At 59.4% G+C, this 18,940-nt stretch carries 20 protein-coding genes and 1 pseudogene; 16 read left to right on the top strand and 5 right to left on the bottom strand.

From position 1 onward, the window contains the following. Nucleotides 1-44 precede the first annotated feature (44 nt). On the bottom strand, nucleotides 45-290 hold the full coding sequence (locus tag AWB69_RS47600; protein ID WP_156528815.1) for a hypothetical protein: 246 nt from the start codon (nucleotides 288-290) through the stop codon (nucleotides 45-47). Between the two features lie 418 nt (nucleotides 291-708). Between AWB69_RS47600 and AWB69_RS11630 the strand changes: the two genes are divergently transcribed. From AWB69_RS11630 to AWB69_RS11590, 9 genes are all read left to right on the top strand, one after another. After that, nucleotides 709-1,908, top strand: a complete 1,200-nt coding sequence (locus AWB69_RS11630) for a branched-chain amino acid ABC transporter substrate-binding protein (protein WP_082913353.1) — start codon at nucleotides 709-711, stop codon at nucleotides 1,906-1,908. 357 nt (nucleotides 1,909-2,265) lie between these two features. After that, nucleotides 2,266-3,498, top strand: coding sequence for a threonine--tRNA ligase (gene thrS, locus AWB69_RS11625; protein ID WP_062085049.1), 1,233 nt, complete (start codon nucleotides 2,266-2,268; stop codon nucleotides 3,496-3,498). Between the two features lie 336 nt (nucleotides 3,499-3,834). Beyond that, nucleotides 3,835-4,569, top strand: a complete 735-nt coding sequence (locus tag AWB69_RS11620) for a GntR family transcriptional regulator (protein ID WP_062085048.1) — start codon at nucleotides 3,835-3,837, stop codon at nucleotides 4,567-4,569. Next, nucleotides 4,569-5,606, top strand: coding sequence for an ADP-ribosylglycohydrolase family protein (locus tag AWB69_RS11615; protein ID WP_062085047.1), 1,038 nt, complete (start codon nucleotides 4,569-4,571; stop codon nucleotides 5,604-5,606). The genes AWB69_RS11620 and AWB69_RS11615 overlap by 1 nt, the downstream gene beginning before the upstream one ends. Before the next feature lie 70 nt (nucleotides 5,607-5,676). Beyond that, nucleotides 5,677-7,116 carry a purine-cytosine permease family protein gene (locus AWB69_RS11610; protein WP_062085046.1) on the top strand — a complete coding sequence of 480 codons (1,440 nt, stop codon included), beginning with the start codon at nucleotides 5,677-5,679 and terminating at the stop codon, nucleotides 7,114-7,116. Next, nucleotides 7,113-8,060: a PfkB family carbohydrate kinase gene (locus AWB69_RS11605; protein ID WP_062085045.1), complete on the top strand. Its 948-nt coding sequence runs from the start codon at nucleotides 7,113-7,115 to the stop codon at nucleotides 8,058-8,060. The genes AWB69_RS11610 and AWB69_RS11605 overlap by 4 nt, the downstream gene beginning before the upstream one ends. A gap of 110 nt (nucleotides 8,061-8,170) precedes the next feature. After that, nucleotides 8,171-9,202 (top strand): NADP-dependent oxidoreductase, encoded by a 1,032-nt coding sequence (locus tag AWB69_RS11600; RefSeq protein ID WP_062085044.1) that lies wholly within the window; start codon nucleotides 8,171-8,173, stop codon nucleotides 9,200-9,202. An 87-nt stretch (nucleotides 9,203-9,289) separates the two neighbouring features. Continuing rightward, nucleotides 9,290-9,526: an antitoxin gene (locus AWB69_RS11595; RefSeq protein ID WP_062085043.1), complete on the top strand. Its 237-nt coding sequence runs from the start codon at nucleotides 9,290-9,292 to the stop codon at nucleotides 9,524-9,526. After that, the gene (locus AWB69_RS11590) at nucleotides 9,526-9,927 is read left to right on the top strand and encodes a type II toxin-antitoxin system VapC family toxin (protein WP_062085042.1); all 402 of its coding nucleotides are present in this window, start codon (nucleotides 9,526-9,528) and stop codon (nucleotides 9,925-9,927) included. Before AWB69_RS11595 ends, AWB69_RS11590 begins: the two co-directional genes overlap by 1 nt. A gap of 34 nt (nucleotides 9,928-9,961) precedes the next feature. Here the strand turns inward: AWB69_RS11590 and AWB69_RS11585 are convergent, their stop codons facing one another. Further along, nucleotides 9,962-10,552 (bottom strand): GNAT family N-acetyltransferase, encoded by a 591-nt coding sequence (locus AWB69_RS11585; protein WP_231937069.1) that lies wholly within the window; start codon nucleotides 10,550-10,552, stop codon nucleotides 9,962-9,964. A 232-nt stretch (nucleotides 10,553-10,784) separates the two neighbouring features. Between AWB69_RS11585 and AWB69_RS11580 the strand changes: the two genes are divergently transcribed. The 3 genes from AWB69_RS11580 (at nucleotide 10,785) to AWB69_RS11565 (ending at nucleotide 13,880) form a co-directional block, all read left to right on the top strand. Then, the gene (locus AWB69_RS11580) at nucleotides 10,785-10,988 is read left to right on the top strand and encodes a hypothetical protein (protein WP_062085041.1); all 204 of its coding nucleotides are present in this window, start codon (nucleotides 10,785-10,787) and stop codon (nucleotides 10,986-10,988) included. A gap of 866 nt (nucleotides 10,989-11,854) precedes the next feature. Next, a complete protein-coding gene (locus AWB69_RS11570; RefSeq protein ID WP_062085039.1) occupies nucleotides 11,855-12,082 on the top strand; it encodes a hypothetical protein in 228 nt (75 codons plus the stop codon). Between the two features lie 196 nt (nucleotides 12,083-12,278). Continuing rightward, complete coding sequence (locus AWB69_RS11565; protein WP_062085038.1) at nucleotides 12,279-13,880, top strand: peptide chain release factor 3; 1,602 nt, start codon at nucleotides 12,279-12,281, stop codon at nucleotides 13,878-13,880. Between the two features lie 84 nt (nucleotides 13,881-13,964). Here the strand turns inward: AWB69_RS11565 and AWB69_RS11560 are convergent, their stop codons facing one another. The 3 genes and pseudogenes from AWB69_RS11560 to AWB69_RS50760 all read right to left on the bottom strand — a co-directional run. Continuing rightward, nucleotides 13,965-14,243 carry a hypothetical protein gene (locus AWB69_RS11560; protein ID WP_062085037.1) on the bottom strand — a complete coding sequence of 93 codons (279 nt, stop codon included), beginning with the start codon at nucleotides 14,241-14,243 and terminating at the stop codon, nucleotides 13,965-13,967. Next, nucleotides 14,243-14,971 carry a hypothetical protein gene (locus tag AWB69_RS11555; protein ID WP_062085036.1) on the bottom strand — a complete coding sequence of 243 codons (729 nt, stop codon included), beginning with the start codon at nucleotides 14,969-14,971 and terminating at the stop codon, nucleotides 14,243-14,245. The genes AWB69_RS11560 and AWB69_RS11555 overlap by 1 nt, the downstream gene beginning before the upstream one ends. A 299-nt stretch (nucleotides 14,972-15,270) precedes the next feature. Continuing rightward, a pseudogene (locus tag AWB69_RS50760) lies at nucleotides 15,271-15,414 on the bottom strand (helix-turn-helix transcriptional regulator); the annotation flags it as partial. A gap of 242 nt (nucleotides 15,415-15,656) precedes the next feature. On the opposite strand from AWB69_RS50760, the gene AWB69_RS11550 reads away from it, so the two are divergent. From AWB69_RS11550 to AWB69_RS11535, 4 genes are all read left to right on the top strand, one after another. After that, nucleotides 15,657-16,730 carry an acyltransferase family protein gene (locus tag AWB69_RS11550; RefSeq protein ID WP_062085035.1) on the top strand — a complete coding sequence of 358 codons (1,074 nt, stop codon included), beginning with the start codon at nucleotides 15,657-15,659 and terminating at the stop codon, nucleotides 16,728-16,730. 106 nt (nucleotides 16,731-16,836) lie between these two features. After that, nucleotides 16,837-17,658, top strand: a complete 822-nt coding sequence (locus AWB69_RS11545; protein WP_062085034.1) for a helix-turn-helix transcriptional regulator — start codon at nucleotides 16,837-16,839, stop codon at nucleotides 17,656-17,658. A 185-nt stretch (nucleotides 17,659-17,843) separates the two neighbouring features. Beyond that, nucleotides 17,844-18,548 (top strand): AzlC family ABC transporter permease, encoded by a 705-nt coding sequence (locus AWB69_RS11540; RefSeq protein ID WP_082913358.1) that lies wholly within the window; start codon nucleotides 17,844-17,846, stop codon nucleotides 18,546-18,548. Further along, a complete protein-coding gene (locus tag AWB69_RS11535) occupies nucleotides 18,545-18,862 on the top strand; it encodes an AzlD domain-containing protein (protein ID WP_062085032.1) in 318 nt (105 codons plus the stop codon). Before AWB69_RS11540 ends, AWB69_RS11535 begins: the two co-directional genes overlap by 4 nt. Nucleotides 18,863-18,940: the final 78 nt, after the last annotated feature.

The raw sequence follows: 18,940 nt of genomic DNA, 5'->3' as shown, positions 1-18,940 counted from the left end.
TTGCTGTTCTTCAATAACCGCACGGCGAGACGCTGCGTCGCCGTTCAGCGTAGTGGTTTCGGGAGCCATCCCCCGGCTTGTGTGATCGCCTTCGCGAAGAAGGCCTTGGCGGCAGCGGCATCGCGCCTGGCGCCGATCCCGAAATCGACTGCCTTTCCTGCTCCATCAACTTTAATGACTTGACGTGAAGCCGGAGGGATTTCATTCCGCGCGCGATCATTTTTATTGTTGCTGAGGGCAAATATATATCGATATCCACGTATTTTTGTCGTCCATAAACTGATGTCCATAGCGCGAGTTCGCTCATGCAACAACACCTCGTCGCCCTCGCTGCCAAGAGGCGATGCTAGAGAATCCGACAGCTCGTTAAACGGAAAAGTGGCTGACTAAGCCGAGTAGGTGACGAACCGGAATCGACGGACGCACGCACGCGCAATTCCCTGACCCCTTGCAATCAGAAACGACCCCATTCGAGTCTGTCTGGCCAGACGCCGGATGAGGTCTATTCGCAATTCTGACAGCGATCCAGTCGGCAGCTTGACTGCTACAAGCGCTCCACTTAAAAATCCGGATTACCTGTCCGGACAAATGGTCCTTTGCATGCCGCTCCACGCCGTTCGAATTGAGTCAACACATCTTTAATTTAGCGATGCTATCAATTTTTTGCTTGTTAATGGCCATGCTACATTCCCTTGAATAGCACATGTCATGCAACGCAATGTCACGCGCACGCAACTTGAAAGGGAGTTAAAAATGGCAAGACTAGACTCGGCTTTGCGAATGGCGCTGCGAGCCCTGACAATGCTGGGTTTCGCAGCGATCGCAAACGTGGTGCTTGCTCAAAACAGCCCCGTTCAGATCGGCTTCGCTGGTCCTTTGACGGGTGCATCCGCGAACTTCGGCAAGGATCTGGAAATGGGCGCCCGTCTGGCTATCGACGAGGCCAATGCGGCCAACATCGTGATCGATGGCAAGCCGTTGCAACTCACGCTCGATTCCCAGGACGATCAGGCTGATCCTAAGATGGCGGTGCAAGTCGCACAACGGTTTGTCGATGCGAACGTCGCCGCCGTGGTCGGGCACTTCAATTCGGGCACCACGCTGGCGGCGTCCTCAGTCTACAACCGTGGCGGGATTCCGCAGATCATTCCGGCAGCGTCCAATCCGAGTGTCACCCACCAGGGTTTCAAGCTTATGTTTCGCCCCTACGGCACCGACAACACGGTTGCTGGAGCGGCGGCGGAGTATTCGGTTCAGACTCTCCACGCCAAGCGCATCGCCATCATCGATGATCGTACCGCCTACGGTTCGGGCCTGGCCGACGAATTTGAAGCAGCCGTCAAAGCGCAGGGCGCTGAGGTAATAGACCGCGAATACACCAACGACCAAGCCACCGATTTCAAGGCGATCCTCACCCACATCCGTGCGCAGAACGCCGACCTGGTGTTTGTCGCGTGCCTGGGTGGCGAAGGCGCGCTGGTCGTCAAGCAAGCTCGCCAGTTGGACTACCGGGGGGTGCTGTTGGCTGGGGCGACCTATGTCAACAAGAATTTCATCTCCCGCGCCGGCGATGCCTCTGAAGGCATGTACGCCTTCGAGCAGGGCGTCATGCTGAGTCAACTTCCGCAGGGCAAGGCATTCCTCTCACGCTTTCGCAGCAAGTACGGGACCGACCCAATCGGCTTTGCACCGTTTGCGTATAACGACGTCTGGGTCATCGTGAATGCCATCAAGGCGGCCGACTCTACCGACCCGAAGTTGTTCGGCCCCGCAATTGCCAAGCTGTCTTTCCAGGGTGTGCTGGGCACGGTCGAATTTAACGAGTTCGGCGATTTGAAGAACCCAAAAACCACGCTGTTCAAGGTTGAAAAAGGCAGCTGGGTGCCGGTGAAGACATTCGGCGGCTAATCAACCAGGCCGGACGACTTCATGGTCTCGGCACTTTACTTAGAGATCCACCAATGAAGGTGCGTGACCCGAGACCCGCAGTCTGCCGCACAACACTCGACTGGCAATTCACTGTTTTTCAATATCGATATTGACGGCGAGCCCTAAAGCCCTTTATTGTTTGCTGCATGAACTCACATTTCTTCGCCCTCACCACCGCCACCACCACGACCCCCTTCTCAGGCGGGTCGTCTGGAGGCCGTGCGCGATAAGGTATCGAGGTGCGTTTTTCAGAAGGCCCCGCCGGAAACGGACGGGGCCTTTTGTGTTTACGGCTCTCCCTGTCCGTCAAGGCCCTTGAATTTAACGGAGAGCATTGTGGGCAATATCGATCATCGGCAGTTGGGCAACAAGCTGAACCTGTTTCATCAGCAGGACGAAGGACCTGGAATGGTGTTCTGGCATCCGCGTGGGTGGGAGCTTTATCGCGTGGTGGAGGATTACATCCGGCGTCGAATGCGCGGCGCGGGGTTTCGCGAGGTGCGTACGCCGCAACTGCTGGCGCGTTCGCTCTGGGAGCGCAGCGGACATTGGGATAAATTTCAGGCTGCCATGTACTCGGTGAACGGCAGTCAGGATGAGGCTCGTGACGAAGCTCATGAAAGCCAGCCTTATTGCCTGAAACCCATGAGTTGTCCGTGTCATGTGCAGATTTTCAATCAACGGATTCGTTCTTATCGGGACTTGCCGATCCGATACAGCGAGTTTGGCGCGTGCCATCGCGACGAACCTTCCGGGTCACTCGAAGGATTGAAACGCACGCGCGCTTTCACGCAAGACGACGCTCATGTCTTCTGCACGGAAGATCAGGTGAAGGCCGAGTTAGGGCAGTTTTGCGACTTGCTTCGCGTGGTCTATGCCGACCTTGGCTTCTCGACGTTCCGTGTGCAACTGGCTACGCGTCCGGAGCAGCGAGCTGGCGACGACGCCGTCTGGGATCGCGCGGAAGAGGCGCTTGCGAAGGCCGCGGTTTCCGCCGGCCTGACGTTCGATGTACGTCCGGGGGAAGGGGCTTTCTACGGCCCGAAGCTTGAATTCCATCTCACGGATAGCCGCGACCGTAGCTGGCAGTGCGGGACGATCCAGCTTGATTTCGTCTTGCCGGATCGTCTTGATGCAAGCTTCGTTTCGTTCGAGAACGAGCATGTGCGGCCAGTGATGATTCACCACGCGGTCCTTGGCAGCATGGAACGGTTTATCGCGATGCTCCTCGAACATCATGAAGGTTGGCTGCCCCTGTGGCTTGCGCCGGATCAGGTGACGGTCGCAACGGTATCGGATGCCAGCGCGGCTTATGGACAACGCGTGATGGACCTGCTGGATGAAGCGGGGCTAAGGGCGGTGTTCGACGACAGGCCTGAACGGCTTGAACGAAAGATCGTCGATGCACGCGAACAGCGGATCCCCGTATTTATCACGGTGGGCGCGCGCGACCAGCGTGACGAGACGGTGTCCTTGCGGTTTCGGGACGGGACGCAAGACACCTTCCCGATACACGAGGGCGTTGCACACTTGCGTGAGAGGGGGCGCACGCCCGCTAAAGCCCGGTAATAAGAAAAAGGAAAGAGCCGCAAGAAAAAGGAAAGAGCCGCGACCGGCTCTTTCCTCACAACCCGCCCGCCCTGTGCCTTGCCTCGCCCCGTCCCCAAGGGTTTCCCCTCATCAATTCCCGCTTGACCATAGCAATATGACGCCTTAAATTCTGTACATGTTCCTACATGTACTTTTTAAAGGTTCATAAAAGGAACAAGCAGCCAGGGTTGAGGCCGTGCAGGCGCCCGAAGCTTTCAGTGAGGTTTCGTGCATCGCTTTTTCGAAAAACATGTGCATACTTGTGCTTTTGCAGAGACTGGACCTTCCAATTCTCATCGGCACAGGAGTCGCAGCATGGTTAAACGAGCAGTAAAAACCGCAGAGGTCGGGCGCTCGAAGGCACATATGGTTGCCGCCACGATCGAGCAGGAGATCCTCACCGGGCGTCTGCCGTTCGGGCAGCAACTGGAAAGCGAGAACGAGCTGGTCGAGCGTTTCGCGGTCAGCCGTAACACGGTTCGCAAGGGGCTCGACCTGCTCACCAGCGGCGGCTTGATCACGCGCAAGGGTGGTATCGGCTCGTTTGTGACGTTCAACGGCAAGGCGATTGACGGGACGCTCGGCTGGACCACGGCCATAGAAAAAGTGGGTGGCCACGCGCAGACCCGTTTGCTGCAGATTGCGCTGGTTGAAGACGAGACGCTTGCGCAAGAATTGAAGCTTGAGCGCGCGACGTTCGTGGCGATCGACCGGATGCGCGTGATCGGCGCTGACGCCGAAGCACAATGCATTTCGCTTGAACGCAGCCGCTTGCCGTTCAGCGACGACCTCGCCGCGTTGCCGCTGGAAGGGCTCGTAGGCGGCTCGCTGAACCGGACGCTGATCGAGCACGGCATGGTGCCGCATCACGGTGAGCAATGGGCCGAAGTGGTCGGCCTGGAAGCTGCCGATGCACGCCTGCTCAAGCGTCGCGCCGGCACCTCGTTCCTGCGTTCCCGGCGGCTCACGCGGGACCGGGAGGAGCGGATTATCGAGTACGTCGTGAGCTTGCTGGACCCGGCTTTTTTTGCACTACACCTGGAATTCTGATGTCTTCGTCTTTGCTTTCGAATCACCCCACGCTGGCGGATCGCGCACGCGGCGCCTTCTACGGTCTTGCACTCGGCGACGCGTTCGGCATGCCGACCCAGTCACTTAGCCGCGAGCGCATCGTCGAACAGTTCGGACGGATCGAGAAGCTGGAAAACGCATTTCCGGATCAACCAATCGCGCCGGGTCTCCGGGCTGGCTCCATCACCGACGACACGGAACAGGCGGTCCTCGTTGCGCATCTGCTCGCCGACGGCCACGGCAAGATCGAGCCAATGGCGTTTGCGCATGCGTTGATCGAATGGGAAGCGTCCATGAAGGCGCGCGGTTCGCTCGACTTGCTCGGACCCTCGACGAAACAGGCAATCGAGCGCATTGCCGCCGGTGAAGACCCGCTGCGCACAGGCCGTTTCGGTACGACCAACGGCGCGGCCATGCGCGTGACGCCGGTCGGGATTGCATTCGACCTGCGCCGCCGCGATGTGTTTATCGATGCCGTAGTGCAGTCGTGTGTCGTGACGCATAACACCACGCTCGGGATTTCGAGCGCGGCGGCGGTGGCGGCAGCGGTATCGGCCGGATTGAACGGCGCGAGCCTGATTGAAGCGCTGGAAGCTGGTATTGCGATGGCCGAGACCGCCGAAAGCCGCGGGTTCTGGGTCGCGGGCGGCCGCATTGCGCCGCGCATCCGCCATGCACGCGAACTGATGCGCAACTGCGCCGGGCACGAGGTGGCGGACACGATCTACGACGTGATCGGTACGTCGGTGGCATCGCAGGAATCGGTCGTGGCGACCTTCGCGCTGGCTTTCGATCTGCATGGTCGAGGCAGCTCGATCGAAGCCGCCCTGGGGGCTGCAGCAAGCCTGGGCGGGGACACCGACACGATCGCCGCCATGCTCGGCGCGATCCTCGGCGCGTGCGCGGGTTATGACGCGCTGCCGGCCGGCGCCGTCGAGACCATTCGGCGCGTGAATTCGCTTGATCTCGAGCCGCTGCTCGACCGTTTGCTTGGACTGCGCGCCGCCGCTTCCTGACGCGCTTAACGTATTTTCCGCATTTTCCGCAGTACCCCGTAGCACCCCTTAATCTGGAGATCGGACTCAGATGGCTTCGTCACGCACGTCAAACAGCGCTCGCCGAGTCGAGACGCGTGGTATCGAACCTGTACCGGAAGGCGAATGTCATGGGCATCCGCTGCAGCTTTTCTGGGTCTGGTTCGCCGCCAACATCAGCATCCTCGGATTGCCGCTCGGCGCGACGCTGGTGGCTTTCCAGCATCTCGCGTTCTGGCAGGCGGCGCTTGTCGCCGTAATCGGCGCGGCGGGATCGTTTGCGATCGTCGGCGTGATCTCGATCGCCGGGCGGCGCGGGCATGCGCCGAGTCTCACGTTGTCGCGTGCGATCTTCGGCGTACGCGGCAACATTGGGCCGACCATCGTCTCGCTGCTGTCGCGGCTCGGCTGGGAGACCGTCAACACGACCACGGCCGCGTACGTGCTGCTGTCGCTCGCAACCATTGTGTTCGGCACGCCCGCGGAAGCCAGGAACGCGCCGGTGCTGACGCTTGTGTTCATCGCCGTGTTCGTGGTGCTGACGTTGATCGTGTCGGGACTCGGCCACGCTACGCTGCTCGTGATCCAGAAATGGTCCACCTATGTCTTCGGCGTGCTCAACCTGCTGGTGGCCGGTTTTCTCGCGATGAAGATTGACTGGCATGCGGTTTTCAACACGGCGCCTGCGCCGTTGAGCGCCGTCATCATCGGCATTGGCACGATCGCAGCGGGGACGGGGATTGGCTGGGCTAACGCAGGCGCCGACATGTCGCGGTATCAGGCGCCTACGGTCAAGGGGCCGGCGCTGGTCGCATCCGCTGCCTTTGGCGCGGGCATTCCGCTGATTCTTCTCGTCACGCTTGGCGCGCTGCTCTCGGTTGGCAACGATCATCTCGCGTCGGCCACGGACCCGATCGCCGCGATCCGCGAAATGCTGCCTACGTGGATGGCTATTCCGTACCTGATCACAGCGTTCGGCGGTTTGCTGCTGTCCAACTACCTGTCCGTGTATTCGGCTGGTTTGACGACACTCACGCTTGGCCTGAAGGTGAAGCGGGTGCAGGCGGTGGTGGTCGACGTCGTGGTGATCTTTACGGGCTCGATCTACTTCATGTTGATCGCCGGCAGCTTCTACGGTCCGTTCATTGGCTTCATTTCGCTGCTGGCGGTGCCTATCACGGCGTGGGTTGGTATCTTCGTGGTGGATCTGATTCATCGCCAGGAATATTCCCCGGCCGACTTGCTCGATGTCTCCCCGCGCAGCGCGTACTGGTACAAAGGCGGCATTGAATGGCGGCCATTCGGCGCGTGGGCGCTGGCGATCGTGCTCGGTTTTTGCTTCCTCTCCACGGGCGCAATCCACGGCATATTCGCGGACTCCTGGTTAGGACACAATGGCCTTGGATGGATCGTGACGTTCGTCGTGGCAGCAGGCGTGTACGCAATATTGGGCGGGGCACGCGGTACGGCTAAACGTTGGAAGACAGCATGACGCAAAGAGACTCACAGCAGGCAGCAAGATTGATTCATACGGGGCAGGTGATTGTCGACCTGGTCATGCAGATCGATACGCTGCCCCCGCCCGGCGGCGACGCGCTCGCACACAACGCAAGCTTCCAGGTAGGCGGCGGTTTCAACGTGATGGCGGCGGCACGGCGCAGCGGCATGCGCGTGGTGTATCCGGGCGGTCATGGGCATGGGCGTTTCGGCGACATGGTGCGCGAGACGTTGACGCAGGAAGGCGTGGAGATAGCGGGGCCGGAAGTGGCGGACCGGGACACCGGCTTGTGCGTCGCCATGGTCGATGCTTCCGCCGAGCGCACGTTCGTCTCGTACATGGGCGCGGAAAGCGTGCTCGAGCGGCACGTACTTGACGCTCTCTCGCTGAACGCGAAAGACATTGTCTATGTAAGCGGGTATAGCCTGATGCTTCCGGAGAAGGGGGCGGTGCTCGTCGACTGGCTTGAACATCTGCCTTCCGGAACGCGCGTGGCCTTTGATCCGGGACCGCTTGTCGATGCTATCGACGCAACGTTGCTCGCGCGCATGCTGGCCGTTGTATCGATCTGGACGAGCAACCGTGTGGAAGCGTTACGTTTCGCCAATACCGACAATTTCGACGCAGCGTTCGACTCGATCATCGCGCGATTGAGAACCGGCGCACTTGCCATCGTGCGCGATAGCGCATCCGGTTGTCATCTGCGCGTGGGCGGAACACGCGACCGTGTGCCGGGTTTCGCGGTAAAAGCAGTCGACAGCAATGGTGCCGGCGATGCTCACGCCGGCGTATTCCTGGCCGCCCTTGCGACCGGCGCCGACGCACGAACGGCGGCTCGTCGCGCGAACGCGGCGGCGGCGATTGCCGTGACGCGCTACGGGCCTGCGACGTCGCCGGATACCGCGGAAATCGATGCTCTCATCGCGTCGCTGACGTAGGCGAATCAAGCGAATCAAGCGGAATCACCCGCGTCTGACCGGACGGCAAAGCGCGATTTCGCAAGCACGTATATGCTCAGTTTCCCCACGATGAATCCTGGAGAAACCACATGACCTCAGCTACCGCTCGACAAATCGTGTTGGCCTCGCGTCCCACCGGCGGCCGCGCCGCGCTCTCTGATTTTCGCCTTGAAGACGTGCCCATGCCGGTGCCCGGGGAAGGGCAGGTCTTGTTGCGCGTCGACTACCTGTCACTCGATCCGTACATGCGTGGCCGCATGAATGACGCGCGTTCGTACGCGAAACCCGCGCAGATCGGAGAGCCGATGCCCGGCGAGGGCGTGGCGACCGTAATCGAATCGAACAACACAACACTCCCGGCCGGCGCCCAGGTGCTCGTGAACGCGGGATGGGTCAGCCACGCCGCGGCGAATGCCAGCGACCTGAGCCCGCTATCCGCAGACGGTATTGCCACGCGCGCTTATCTGGGGGTGCTCGGCATGCCGGGCTTTACGGCTTATTCCGGCATGGCGGCGATCGGCAAACCGAAGCAAGGCGAGACGGTCGTGGTCGGTGCGGCGAGCGGCCCCGTGGGCTCGCTCGTCGGTCAGCTCGCCAAGATCGCGGGAGCGCGCGTGGTGGGCATTGCCGGCGGTGCGAAGAAGTGCGCTTATGTGGTGGACGAACTTGGCTTCGATGCCGCCATTGACCATCGCGCGCCCGACTTCGCCGATCAGTTGGCGAACGCGTGTCCCAAAGGTATCGACGTCTATTTCGAGAACATTGGCGGCGCGGTGTGGAAGGCTGTGCTGCCTTTGCTCAATCAGTACGGCCGCGTTCCCGTCTGCGGATTGATGGCGCAGACGTCGGGTAAAAATGCTGATGCCGACGATGGCCTCGCTGCGACCATGCGCGCGATTCTTACGCGCAGCCTGACGGTGCGCGGTTATATCAACTATGAGTTTTTGCCTGAGTATCGCGACGCTTTCCTGCGTGACGTCGGCGGGTTTTTGCGTGCGGGTCAGGTGAAGCACCTGGAGGATGTCACCGTGGGCCTGGAGAACGCGCCGCAGGCGTTCCTCGACATGATCGATGGCCGTAATTTCGGCAAGGTGCTGGTGCGGGTGTCCGGGGAAGCATAAACCTGAGGAGATGTTGTACACACGTGTATTTACATTGAAGGCTTTTGCGTCTATAGTACATCCAATGTACACACAAGGATGTCCGTTATGCCCACTACCAAGGTTTTCCGCAATGGAAATTCGCAGGCCGTGCGCATTCCAGCAGAACTGGCTTTCGACCGTATGGACATGGAGGTTGATATCGAACGTGTCGGTGACGAATTGAGGATTCGGCCGATACGTCGATCTCTGGCGGGCGTGCTGAAAACCTTTGCGAAATTCGGGCCGGATTTCACAGTAGACGGTCGTGATGAACACGAGCAGAGGGACCGCGAGGATTTGTAATGCCGCTTTATATGCTCGACACCAATATTTGCCTTTATCTGATGAAGAACCAACCCGAGCAAGTTGCTCGTCGTTTTGCAAAATGTTATTTCGGCGACGTGGTCATGTCTGCTATCACGTTTGCCGAACTCGAATACGGTGTGGCGATTTCAGCTAATCCAAAGCGCGAAAAGCGCAATCTTGCGGCGCTGACACAAGACATTCGAGTGATGCCGTTCGACGCTGCAGCAGCGACCGCCTACGGCCCTATCCGGGAAGCCACACGCGAACGGAAAAAAGATCATCTCGACAAGCTGATCGCGGCGCATGCCCGTGCGTTAGACGTAACTCTGGTTACCAACAACGAACGCAACTTCGCGCACTATCCTGGGGTTAAAGTTGAAAACTGGCTAAACGCATAATCCACCGGTGGTTTGCTCTACCGCCTTTCCACGCTCAATCTTTCGGGTTCACCAGCGAGGTCAGCACGTGATCCGCCCATTGCCCGTCGATCTTGAGATACGCCTTGGCCAGCCCTTCATGCTCGAATCCAAGCCGCGCCAGCAGACGCGCGCTGCGATCGTTCTCCGGCCGATAACTCGCCATGACGCGATGCAGCCCGTAGGCATCGAAGATAAAACCCAGCGCCGCGGCAAGCGCCTCGCGCATCAGCCCGCGTCCCTCGTAATGCTGATCGATGGAATAGCCGAGATGGCACGCCTGAAACGGCCCCCGCACGATGTTGGTGAAGTGGCAGTCGCCAATCAGCGTCTGGCGCCGTTCATTCGAGAAAATCAGCAAATGCAGCGCCGTGCCGGCAGCCATCGCGGTTTCCATTAACGCCATGCGTTCGTTCGCGGCTTGCATGGTGAAGAAAGCGTCTTCGCGCAGCGGCTCCCAGTGATCGAGGTGCGCGCGATTGGCGAGCCGGTAGATCAGCAGCGCGCCGGTGTATTGACTGCTCGCCGGGCGCAGCACGACACGCTCCGTTTTCAAGCCCTCCGGCGGGAATTGCGCCATGGCGCTGTGCCCGGCTTCGACTGCCATAAGCGGTAATTGCTCCTTCCTGATCCTGTTCAACTGCAATGCAGCGACGAAGACAATGACAATACAGCGACGAAATTAAGGCGGGCTTTTCATGTGATGAAAAGAGGCAATATTTTCGTAAGCGGTGCGTCTGACGGTGTCGTTTTCCGTCACCAGCGCCCAATTTTGGCTGGTAAAAGATAGGTGAAAACCCTTATAATTCTCAAAGTGAAAGACTCAAGGAACTTTGGAAATGTCCCGCCGCTTTATGATCGTCGAGCGCATCGCTTTCGCGCTGCTGACATTGTCCGCCGTTGCGGACGCTGGTTTTATCAGCTACGAAAAGAGTCCGAATTTCAGGGATAACATCCATGAAATCGTTCGCGTGAGCAAACAGGTTTCGCTCATGTATCCGGCGACCGGCAACGACCCGTGGATGCCCCTCGCGTCCAGCTAAGGTTCTGAGAATGCGCTCAGGCTGAAGTGTAAATCGCGCTCATGTTGCAACCGAACTTTGCAGCCGTGCGCTTCACGCAGAGCTTTTTTCACCGGGCGTCTCTTTTACGCAATCAAGAAAAAATCAAGAAAGACCCGCACTCGCGGCGACCAATGCCGTCGATTCGCTAACATCGCATATAGCTTGATTTCATCGCAGTGGTAGGGCGCAAGGCGCTCAATCAGCCTGCCCACGCGCAAATCATCCTCTACGTCCACGGCGCCTTCAACACAAGGCCGCGGCCTTTGATCGCCCAGTCGCGCAGCACTTCGCCGCTTGCGGTCGAGAGCGCAAGCGCACATGAATCTCCAGTCCATCTTTCCACCTGACGCAACGATTCCACGCAGGCGGATACCTTCTCGCCACGGCCGGACGCGGCAATAATGCGGACATGACAACGGAGCAGCCATCATGAAAGCACTGCGCTTTGAAGGTGGGCGGACGGCTGGTGGAGATATCGGGGGACAAAAGGCCGCGTGGTGCTGACACCGCAAGCGAAGCGGAGTTGACTCTGGCTTAGGCCACGTGGCGGAACCGAAGCCACTTCAACCTCGTCGCTTTGAACGCCGTGACGCGCGGATCGAGTGAGCGGCCACATCAATTGTCAAATAACGTTATGCAGCAACGCTGAATTTCACGCGGCGACATAAACGTGGTACAGGGTGTGGTTTTGTGCGTGAACCGCACGAATCCTTCACGGAAAAATTGTGTGGCCGTGATCGGTTTTTCTTTGAGTTCGTGTCAACACACTTGGGGATGAGACGTTAAACCGGTACACGCGACGTCGTCGCCGCGTAGTTGACATCAACCTCAAGGATCTCACTGCCATGAAAAAGCAACTCGTTGCCGCGACGCTCGTCGCTTTGTTCTCCGCTGGCGCATTCGCACAAGCTTCGGCACCTGTCGCGGCACCTGCTCCGGCTCCGGCCGCGACGGCTGCCGCCGCAACACCGGCTAGCGCCACGCACAAGGCCAAGAAGCATCACCATAAGAAGCATCACAAGCACGCCGCCGCAGCAGCTACGACGATCCCGTCATCGGCACCGAAGCCCTAAGCTTTTATCAAGCTTTAAGTTTTAGCGTTGTCGAGACGAGCCCCGATCAGTCGGGGCTTTTTTCGTTTCGTCCGGTTTGTGCAGGTGAGCCGGCCCCGGCGCGAGCAGACCCCCCTCGTGTATCATCCACACCACGCGGCTTTTTCGGGCCGTTCCCCGCCCGAATGCTCAACCCCCACAGCTCTCTCCAGTACTGATGTCACTCTCCGAACTCAAACGGCGCCGCACCTTCGCGGTCATCTCCCACCCTGACGCGGGCAAGACCACGCTGACCGAAAAACTGCTGCTGTTTTCGGGCGCGATCCAGATTGCAGGCACCGTGAAGGGGCGCAAAAGCAGCCGCTATGCGACGTCGGACTGGATGGAAATCGAAAAGCAGCGCGGCATTTCGGTCGCGAGCTCGGTCATGCAGTTCGAATACGGCGATTGCGTGATCAACCTGCTCGATACGCCGGGACACGAAGACTTCTCCGAAGATACCTACCGTGTGCTGACGGCGGTGGATGCCGCCGTGATGGTGATCGACGGCGCCAACGGCGTTGAAGCGCAGACGCTCAAGCTGCTTGAAGTCTGCCGCAGCCGTCGCACGCCCATCCTCACGTTCATCAACAAGCTTGACCGTGAAGTGCGTCAACCGCTCGACCTGCTTGATGAAATTGAACAGCACCTGGGTGTGGCGGCTGTGCCGTTCACCTGGCCTATTGGCATGGGCAAGGAATTCCAGGGCGTCTACGACATCGCACACGATCAGGTGCGAGTATTCCGCGCCGGGCAGGATACCGCCGGCGGCGCGGTCGAAACCGTGCGTGCGCTCGACGACGCTGACGGTGAGCGTCGCTTCGGCCCGAGCTGGACGCGCGCGAAAGAAGAAATCGATTTGATCACGGGCGCCACGCCCGCGTTTGATCGTGCTGCGTTTCTCGCAGGCGAGCAGTCGCCGGTTTTGTTCGGATCGGCGATCAACAACTTCGGCGTGAAGGAAATTCTCGACGCGCTTGTCGACCTCGCGCCGCCGCCGTCCATGCGCATGTCGGTACAACGTCCGGTGTTACCGGAAGAGCCGCGTTTCACCGGCGTGGTCTTCAAGGTGCAGGCGAACATGGACCTGGCGCACCGCGACCGCGTGGCGTTCATTCGCGTGTGCTCGGGGCACTTCGAGCGCGGCATGGCGCTGAAGGTGACGCGCACTGCCAAGACCTTCCGCGCGAATAACGTGGTGACGTTCCTGTCGCAACGCCGTGAGACAGTGAGTGAAGCGTTCCCGGGCGATATCATCGGCATTCCGAATCATGGCACGCTGAGTCTCGGCGATACCTTGACCGAGGGTGAACTGCTGCAGTTCGTCGGTTTGCCGTTCTTTGCGCCTGAAATTTTCCAGACGGTGGAAGTGGTCGATCCGATCCGGGCGAAGCAGCTGGGTGAAGCGCTGCGGCAACTCGGCGATGAAGGTGCGATCCAGGTCTTCCGTCCTGTGCTTGGCGGGTCGACCATTCTGGGCGCGGTCGGGCAGCTTCAGTTCGAGGTGGTGTCGCACCGGTTATCGGCGGAATACAAGGTGGACGTGCGGATCATGCCGGCGCGGTATCGCATGTCGCGGTGGGTGACGTGTGACGATGCCGCCGAATTGCGCCGCTTCACCGACGCGTATGCGGCTCGCATTGCACTCGACGCGTCAAATGCGCCGACGTATCTCGCTTCGCATGTTTCCGAAATCGATGTCGCGAAGAAGGCCTGGCCGAAGATAGTTTTTAATGAGCTGCGCGAGCATTCCGGCGCGCCGTTTCAGAAGTCGATTTGAGGGGTAGGTGGACGCTGAACTGATCCCGCAAAGTTGGACATCGATCCAACTTTGCGGGGTGTTTTCATGGTGCAGACCTTTGTTTCAAACGCTGGCCGGGCCACCCTTCGACTCTGGGTCTTCGGTTACCGTGATTAGGCTCGCCAGCCCTTGCTGGCGAGTCGCCAACAGCTTAAAAGCGACCCCGCCAATCATCCGCGCGAACTCGTCGTTGAGTTCATAGCCGATTTCGCTTAACGGCCAATCCATAACGAGCGCACGATCGATAAGCGATTGCACCGCCGCGCGATCCACGGTGCAAGTCGTGATTTTTTGCCCGTCCTCGTCGTAAGCAATCAGCACGCATACTTTCTTTGCATCCATTACATAGTCCCCTTTCCGGTTACACAGCGCGCCAAGCGTTGCGACGCTCGATCAGAGCACATGCCCCAAGATGATTTTTGCATCGAGCAATAGGCGCTGCACTCTGCCATGTCCAGGTTGTATTGAAACATGCATTCAGCTTCCTCGGCGGGTGTGAGAAAGATCCCTGCAACAGTATCAGTAACCTCAGATGCCGCGCGCTCGATGTACTCAAACGGCGCGGCATTGCCTAGCGGCGTTCGGCCTGCGCCAAGCTCGGACACGTCGCCAAGGTCTGGAATGCCTTCGTCATTGGGTGAGACATTGATAGATGGGAGCGACGACACGACAGCGGAAGCGATTGCCCCAACGGATGACGCAAGCGCCGCCAACCCCTCACTTGCAGCCCGCGCGGCACGGTTTCGCGCACCTGCTTCGGCAATTGTTTCGATGTGTCGGATCGGGGTAAGCGCAATCTTCGACGCTCGCACGCGTTCATCGACTGCTCGCGTATAGCTCGCAAAGTCGGCGACGTGCGCTGCGGACCTTTCCGCGTAGGCTTTGCCACGCTGTGCTAAGTCGTCGTCGTAGTCATCGGCATATTTACGCGTCGGAACGAAGCCGCTATGCGCGAGGTATGCGGGTTCCGCGCGGAGAATCACGACCGACCCGTCGAGAACACAGCGGCACAAACACGTGGCGACTTCACGCGCGCTATCTTCCCATTGCCCGGAAAGATGCCACGGCATGGATTTCTGTAAAAACGTTCGAATCCTGGCCACTACTCAGGTTGCGACGCCCAATGTCTTTCGTTGCGATCCGCAAACAGTTTCGCCCCTGCTTTGAGTGCATCAAGCTCCGTTTCGTATCGCTCATCTGGCGACAAATCTCCGGGCCCGCACAGCATGTATCGGTAACGTCCGTAGTTGAACAGTTCTACGCGCATCCCTTTTGTCTCCTGTTTTTTTAACGGTAAACGCGAGACGCTAACGCACTCTTTCGCACCCGCATCTCAAAAATGGCGGGCGTGCATGCGCATCGATTCGGGCTATGACGAATGGAGTAACGCGCGGATAGCGTCGACGCGCCAGAAGACGGACCTAGCGGACAAGCGGACACCGGGCGGGAATCGCGCGCTTCGAACACCACGTCTGCAGGTGGATATGGAAATGGGGATCAGCGTTAGTACCTGCTCGACCGTGAGCGATTGGCGAAGTAATTAAAATGAAAGCATAAAAACGAAGCAATTCCGGTGGATCGTTTCGATTAATCGCATCACGACTATCTGAAATCATCTATTCCCGCCGACAAAAACCCTTATCGAATTATTTTCTAATATTTTCTCGGCACAGCAACCCAAAGGGATATTTTTCTGCGTCCGGATTGCATTTTTTCCACCCTACACTGGGCGCTCGATAATGACGGTCCGCCACTATGAACGCCATAAAGTCCACCAGGTTCGATTTGCTTGACGGCTTGAGAGGTGTTGCTGCAATCGCCGTCATGCTTCACCACTACACGCAGCATACGGGCTGGGACTGGTTCGGCGGGGCATGGGTCGCGGTCGACCTGTTCTTCGTGCTGTCCGGCTTCGTGATCGCGCATAGTTACAGCAAGAAGATCCTGAACGGAATGTCGTTTCGCGAGTTTGCCTTCGTGCGGCTCGTCCGGCTAGCGCCGCTCTACCTGCTGGGACTGGCGCTCGGCGTGTGCGCCGTGTTGCTGTCGATGGCAAAAACCGGCACGCCGCAAATATCGGGCACGCAGCTCGCAACAGCCACCGTGCTGGGCGCGGCCTGGCTGCCGTACTTCAATAATATCGGCTGGCCTTTTGGCACGGACTCAATCGTAGGCGCAACCTTTCCGTTGAACGATCCATCGTGGTCGTTATTCTTCGAGTTATTCGTCAATGTTGTTTTTGCCGCTTACCTGTACAAATTCCGCAAACTGCCGAATGCCAAATATTCGCTGCTTGCATTCATTGCGTTCATTGCCTGCACGGTAATCTTTCGGCAAATCAATCCGGGCTGGCGGGCTGAAAGTTTCCTGCTCGGGTTCCCGCGTGTCATTGCCGAATTCTTTGCCGGCGTCTTCATCTTTTCGGCAGGGCTCCAGTTTAAAAAGCCGCATCTCTTGTTCACCGCGATGGTGACCATCGCGGCGATGGCGTGCTTCACCATCGGCAATCCCAAGGTGGCTTTCGTTAATTCGCTGACGCTCGTTCCGTTGTCGGTCGCGTTGCTGTGCTCCGTGTCCATAGAAGGCATCGGCCAGGGGATCTGCAAGGTGCTGGGCGAGCTCTCGTATCCGCTCTACGTGATCCATTTCCCGATCTATCGGCTGGTGTTCGAATCGTTCGAGATCCGGGCGCTCAACTCGGTGGTCCAGACGCTCGTGGTGGCCGGCATCTCGATCGTGCTGGCCTTATTGCTCGCGCGAGCTGACCAGGAACTCAGGAGGAAGCTGACGAGTTTCATCAAGACCAAGACGTCGGCCGCAGCGGTGTGACCGAGGTTTATTCCGCGGCATGGGGAAAACCGGCGGGTTATTCATAATCCGCTGAAAATGCGGCCCGGGCTAAACTTACGGTTTCCGCCCACGGCATCGCAAAGCCATGACCGCCTCCCGTTTCAGCAATTCCGCGCGCTATTGGCGCTCGCCGCTCGTGCCCGGCGCGGAAATGCTGACGGCCGAGTATTACGATCATTCCTTTGCGCCCCACTGGCACGACGCGTACACCGTTCCCGTCATTGAGGCGGGCGCGGAGCAGTACGACTATCGCGGATCGAATTTCGTGGCTGAAGCCGGCTCGGTGCCGGTCATCAATCCGGGTGAACTGCATACCGGCGCGCGGGCGGTGGATCTGGGCTGGCGGTATCGCGTGTTCTATCTGCCGGTCGACTTCGTGCAGTCCGTCGCCGACGAAGTGGCCGGCCGCACCCAGCCAATGCCATGGTTCTCCGCCGACGTCATCCGCGACGCCGATCTCGCCCATCGCGTGCAGATCGCGCATCAGGCCATGGAAGCCAACCTGGATCCGCTTGGAGCGGAGCACGCGTTGCTCGACGCGGTATCCACGCTGCTTGTGCGTCATGCCGGACAACAGCCGCCGGTACAGCGCATGCGTCAGGACACGGCGCGCGTGAACGCCATGAAAGCCCGCCTGACCGATGACCTGACCGAGCCGTTATCCCTTGCCGAACTCGCGCAGACAGTGGGACTTTCGACCTTCCACGCCGCGCGCCTGTTCACGCGCGAAACCGGACTTGCGCCTCACGCCTGGCGTAACCAGATGCGTGTCAATCGCGCGCTCGATGCATTGCGCGCGGGTGTGCCGGTGACGGACGTGGCGGCGGCGAGTGGCTTCACCGATCAGAGCCATTTCACGCGGCACTTCAAAAAGACCTTCGGCGTGTCGCCCGGACGCTGGCGCTAGCACATCACCCCTCGCCACCCACATCACCCTCTGTCGATGTAACCGGACCGCAAGAACGTACAAGCGCATGAGCGCGGTGCGTCCTATCCTCGCTATCAACGGAGGAGACATTGAACTCATCGCATCAGAACCATCAACCGGGCAATCTCGCCGAATTCGGCGCGGGCGCACGCGACACCATTCCCATGATGGTCGGCGCCGCGCCATTTGGCGTGATCTTCGGCACGCTCGCCGCCACCGGCCCGCTGCATGCGTGGTCGGTGCAGTTAATGTCGCTTGTCGTGTTTGCAGGCTCCGCGCAATTCATTGCGCTCGGGCTGATTGCCGGCCACGCGAGTTTCGCCGTGATCTGGGCAACTACGTTCATCGTCAATCTGCGCCATGTGCTGTACTCGGCGACGCTTGCGCCGTATGTCGCGCACTTGCCTGCACGCTGGCGCTGGACGCTTGGCGCTTTCATGACCGATGAAGTCTTTGCCGTCTCGTACGCGCATTACCAGCGTCGCGCACCGGGCGAAACCGGGCCGTATTACTTCCTGGGCTCGGGCGTGTCCATGTATGTGAACTGGCAGATATGGACCGTCGCCGGACTGCTGTTCGGCTCGGCGTTTCCAGGTCTCCAGTCGAAGGGACTCGACTTCGCGATGGTCGCCACGTTCATCGCGATCATCGTGCCGCAGCTTGTGGCGTTGCGTTTTGTGGCGGCTGCGCTGGCAGCGGGCGTGTTGTCGTTTGCGTGGAACGACTGGCCTTACAAGCTCGGTTTGCTTGCGGCAGTCGTGGTCGGGGTGGCGGTGGGCATGCTGCTGTCGACGCGTGCCAAGGACTCAACGCAACGCCCGGCACAACGTCCCACGCAACGCTCTGCGGAAATGGAGCGAGCCAAATGAAATACGCTCTTTTGATCCTGGGCATGGCGGTGATTACTTACGGCATCCGCTCGGCGGTTTTCGTGTTCGGCGAGCGCCTGAGCTTTCCGCCCGTTGTGCGCATGGCGCTTAATTTCGTGCCCGTGACGGTGTTGACGGCGATCATCGTGCCGATGACGTTTGCGCCGCACGGCGGCGCGGCCGAGCTTACCTGGCGTAACTCGCAATTGGTCGCGGCGGCGGTGGCCGTGGTCGTGTGTGCGCTTACGCGCAAGCCCTTGCTGACCATTGCGGTCTCGCTGGCGGTGTTCTTCGTCTGGCAAATGATTGTTTAGGTTTTCACTCGCGCCGCATTGGTAAAAGTCTCCGATGCGCACGCGAGCGAACACCCCTCACGCAATCGTGCCGCGTCT

This window comes from Caballeronia udeis, from assembly GCF_001544555.2.
GTDB classification, from domain to species: domain Bacteria; phylum Pseudomonadota; class Gammaproteobacteria; order Burkholderiales; family Burkholderiaceae; genus Caballeronia; species Caballeronia udeis.
Note: the sequence above shows the minus strand (reverse complement) of the source record. Positions and strands in the feature narration are given on the sequence as shown.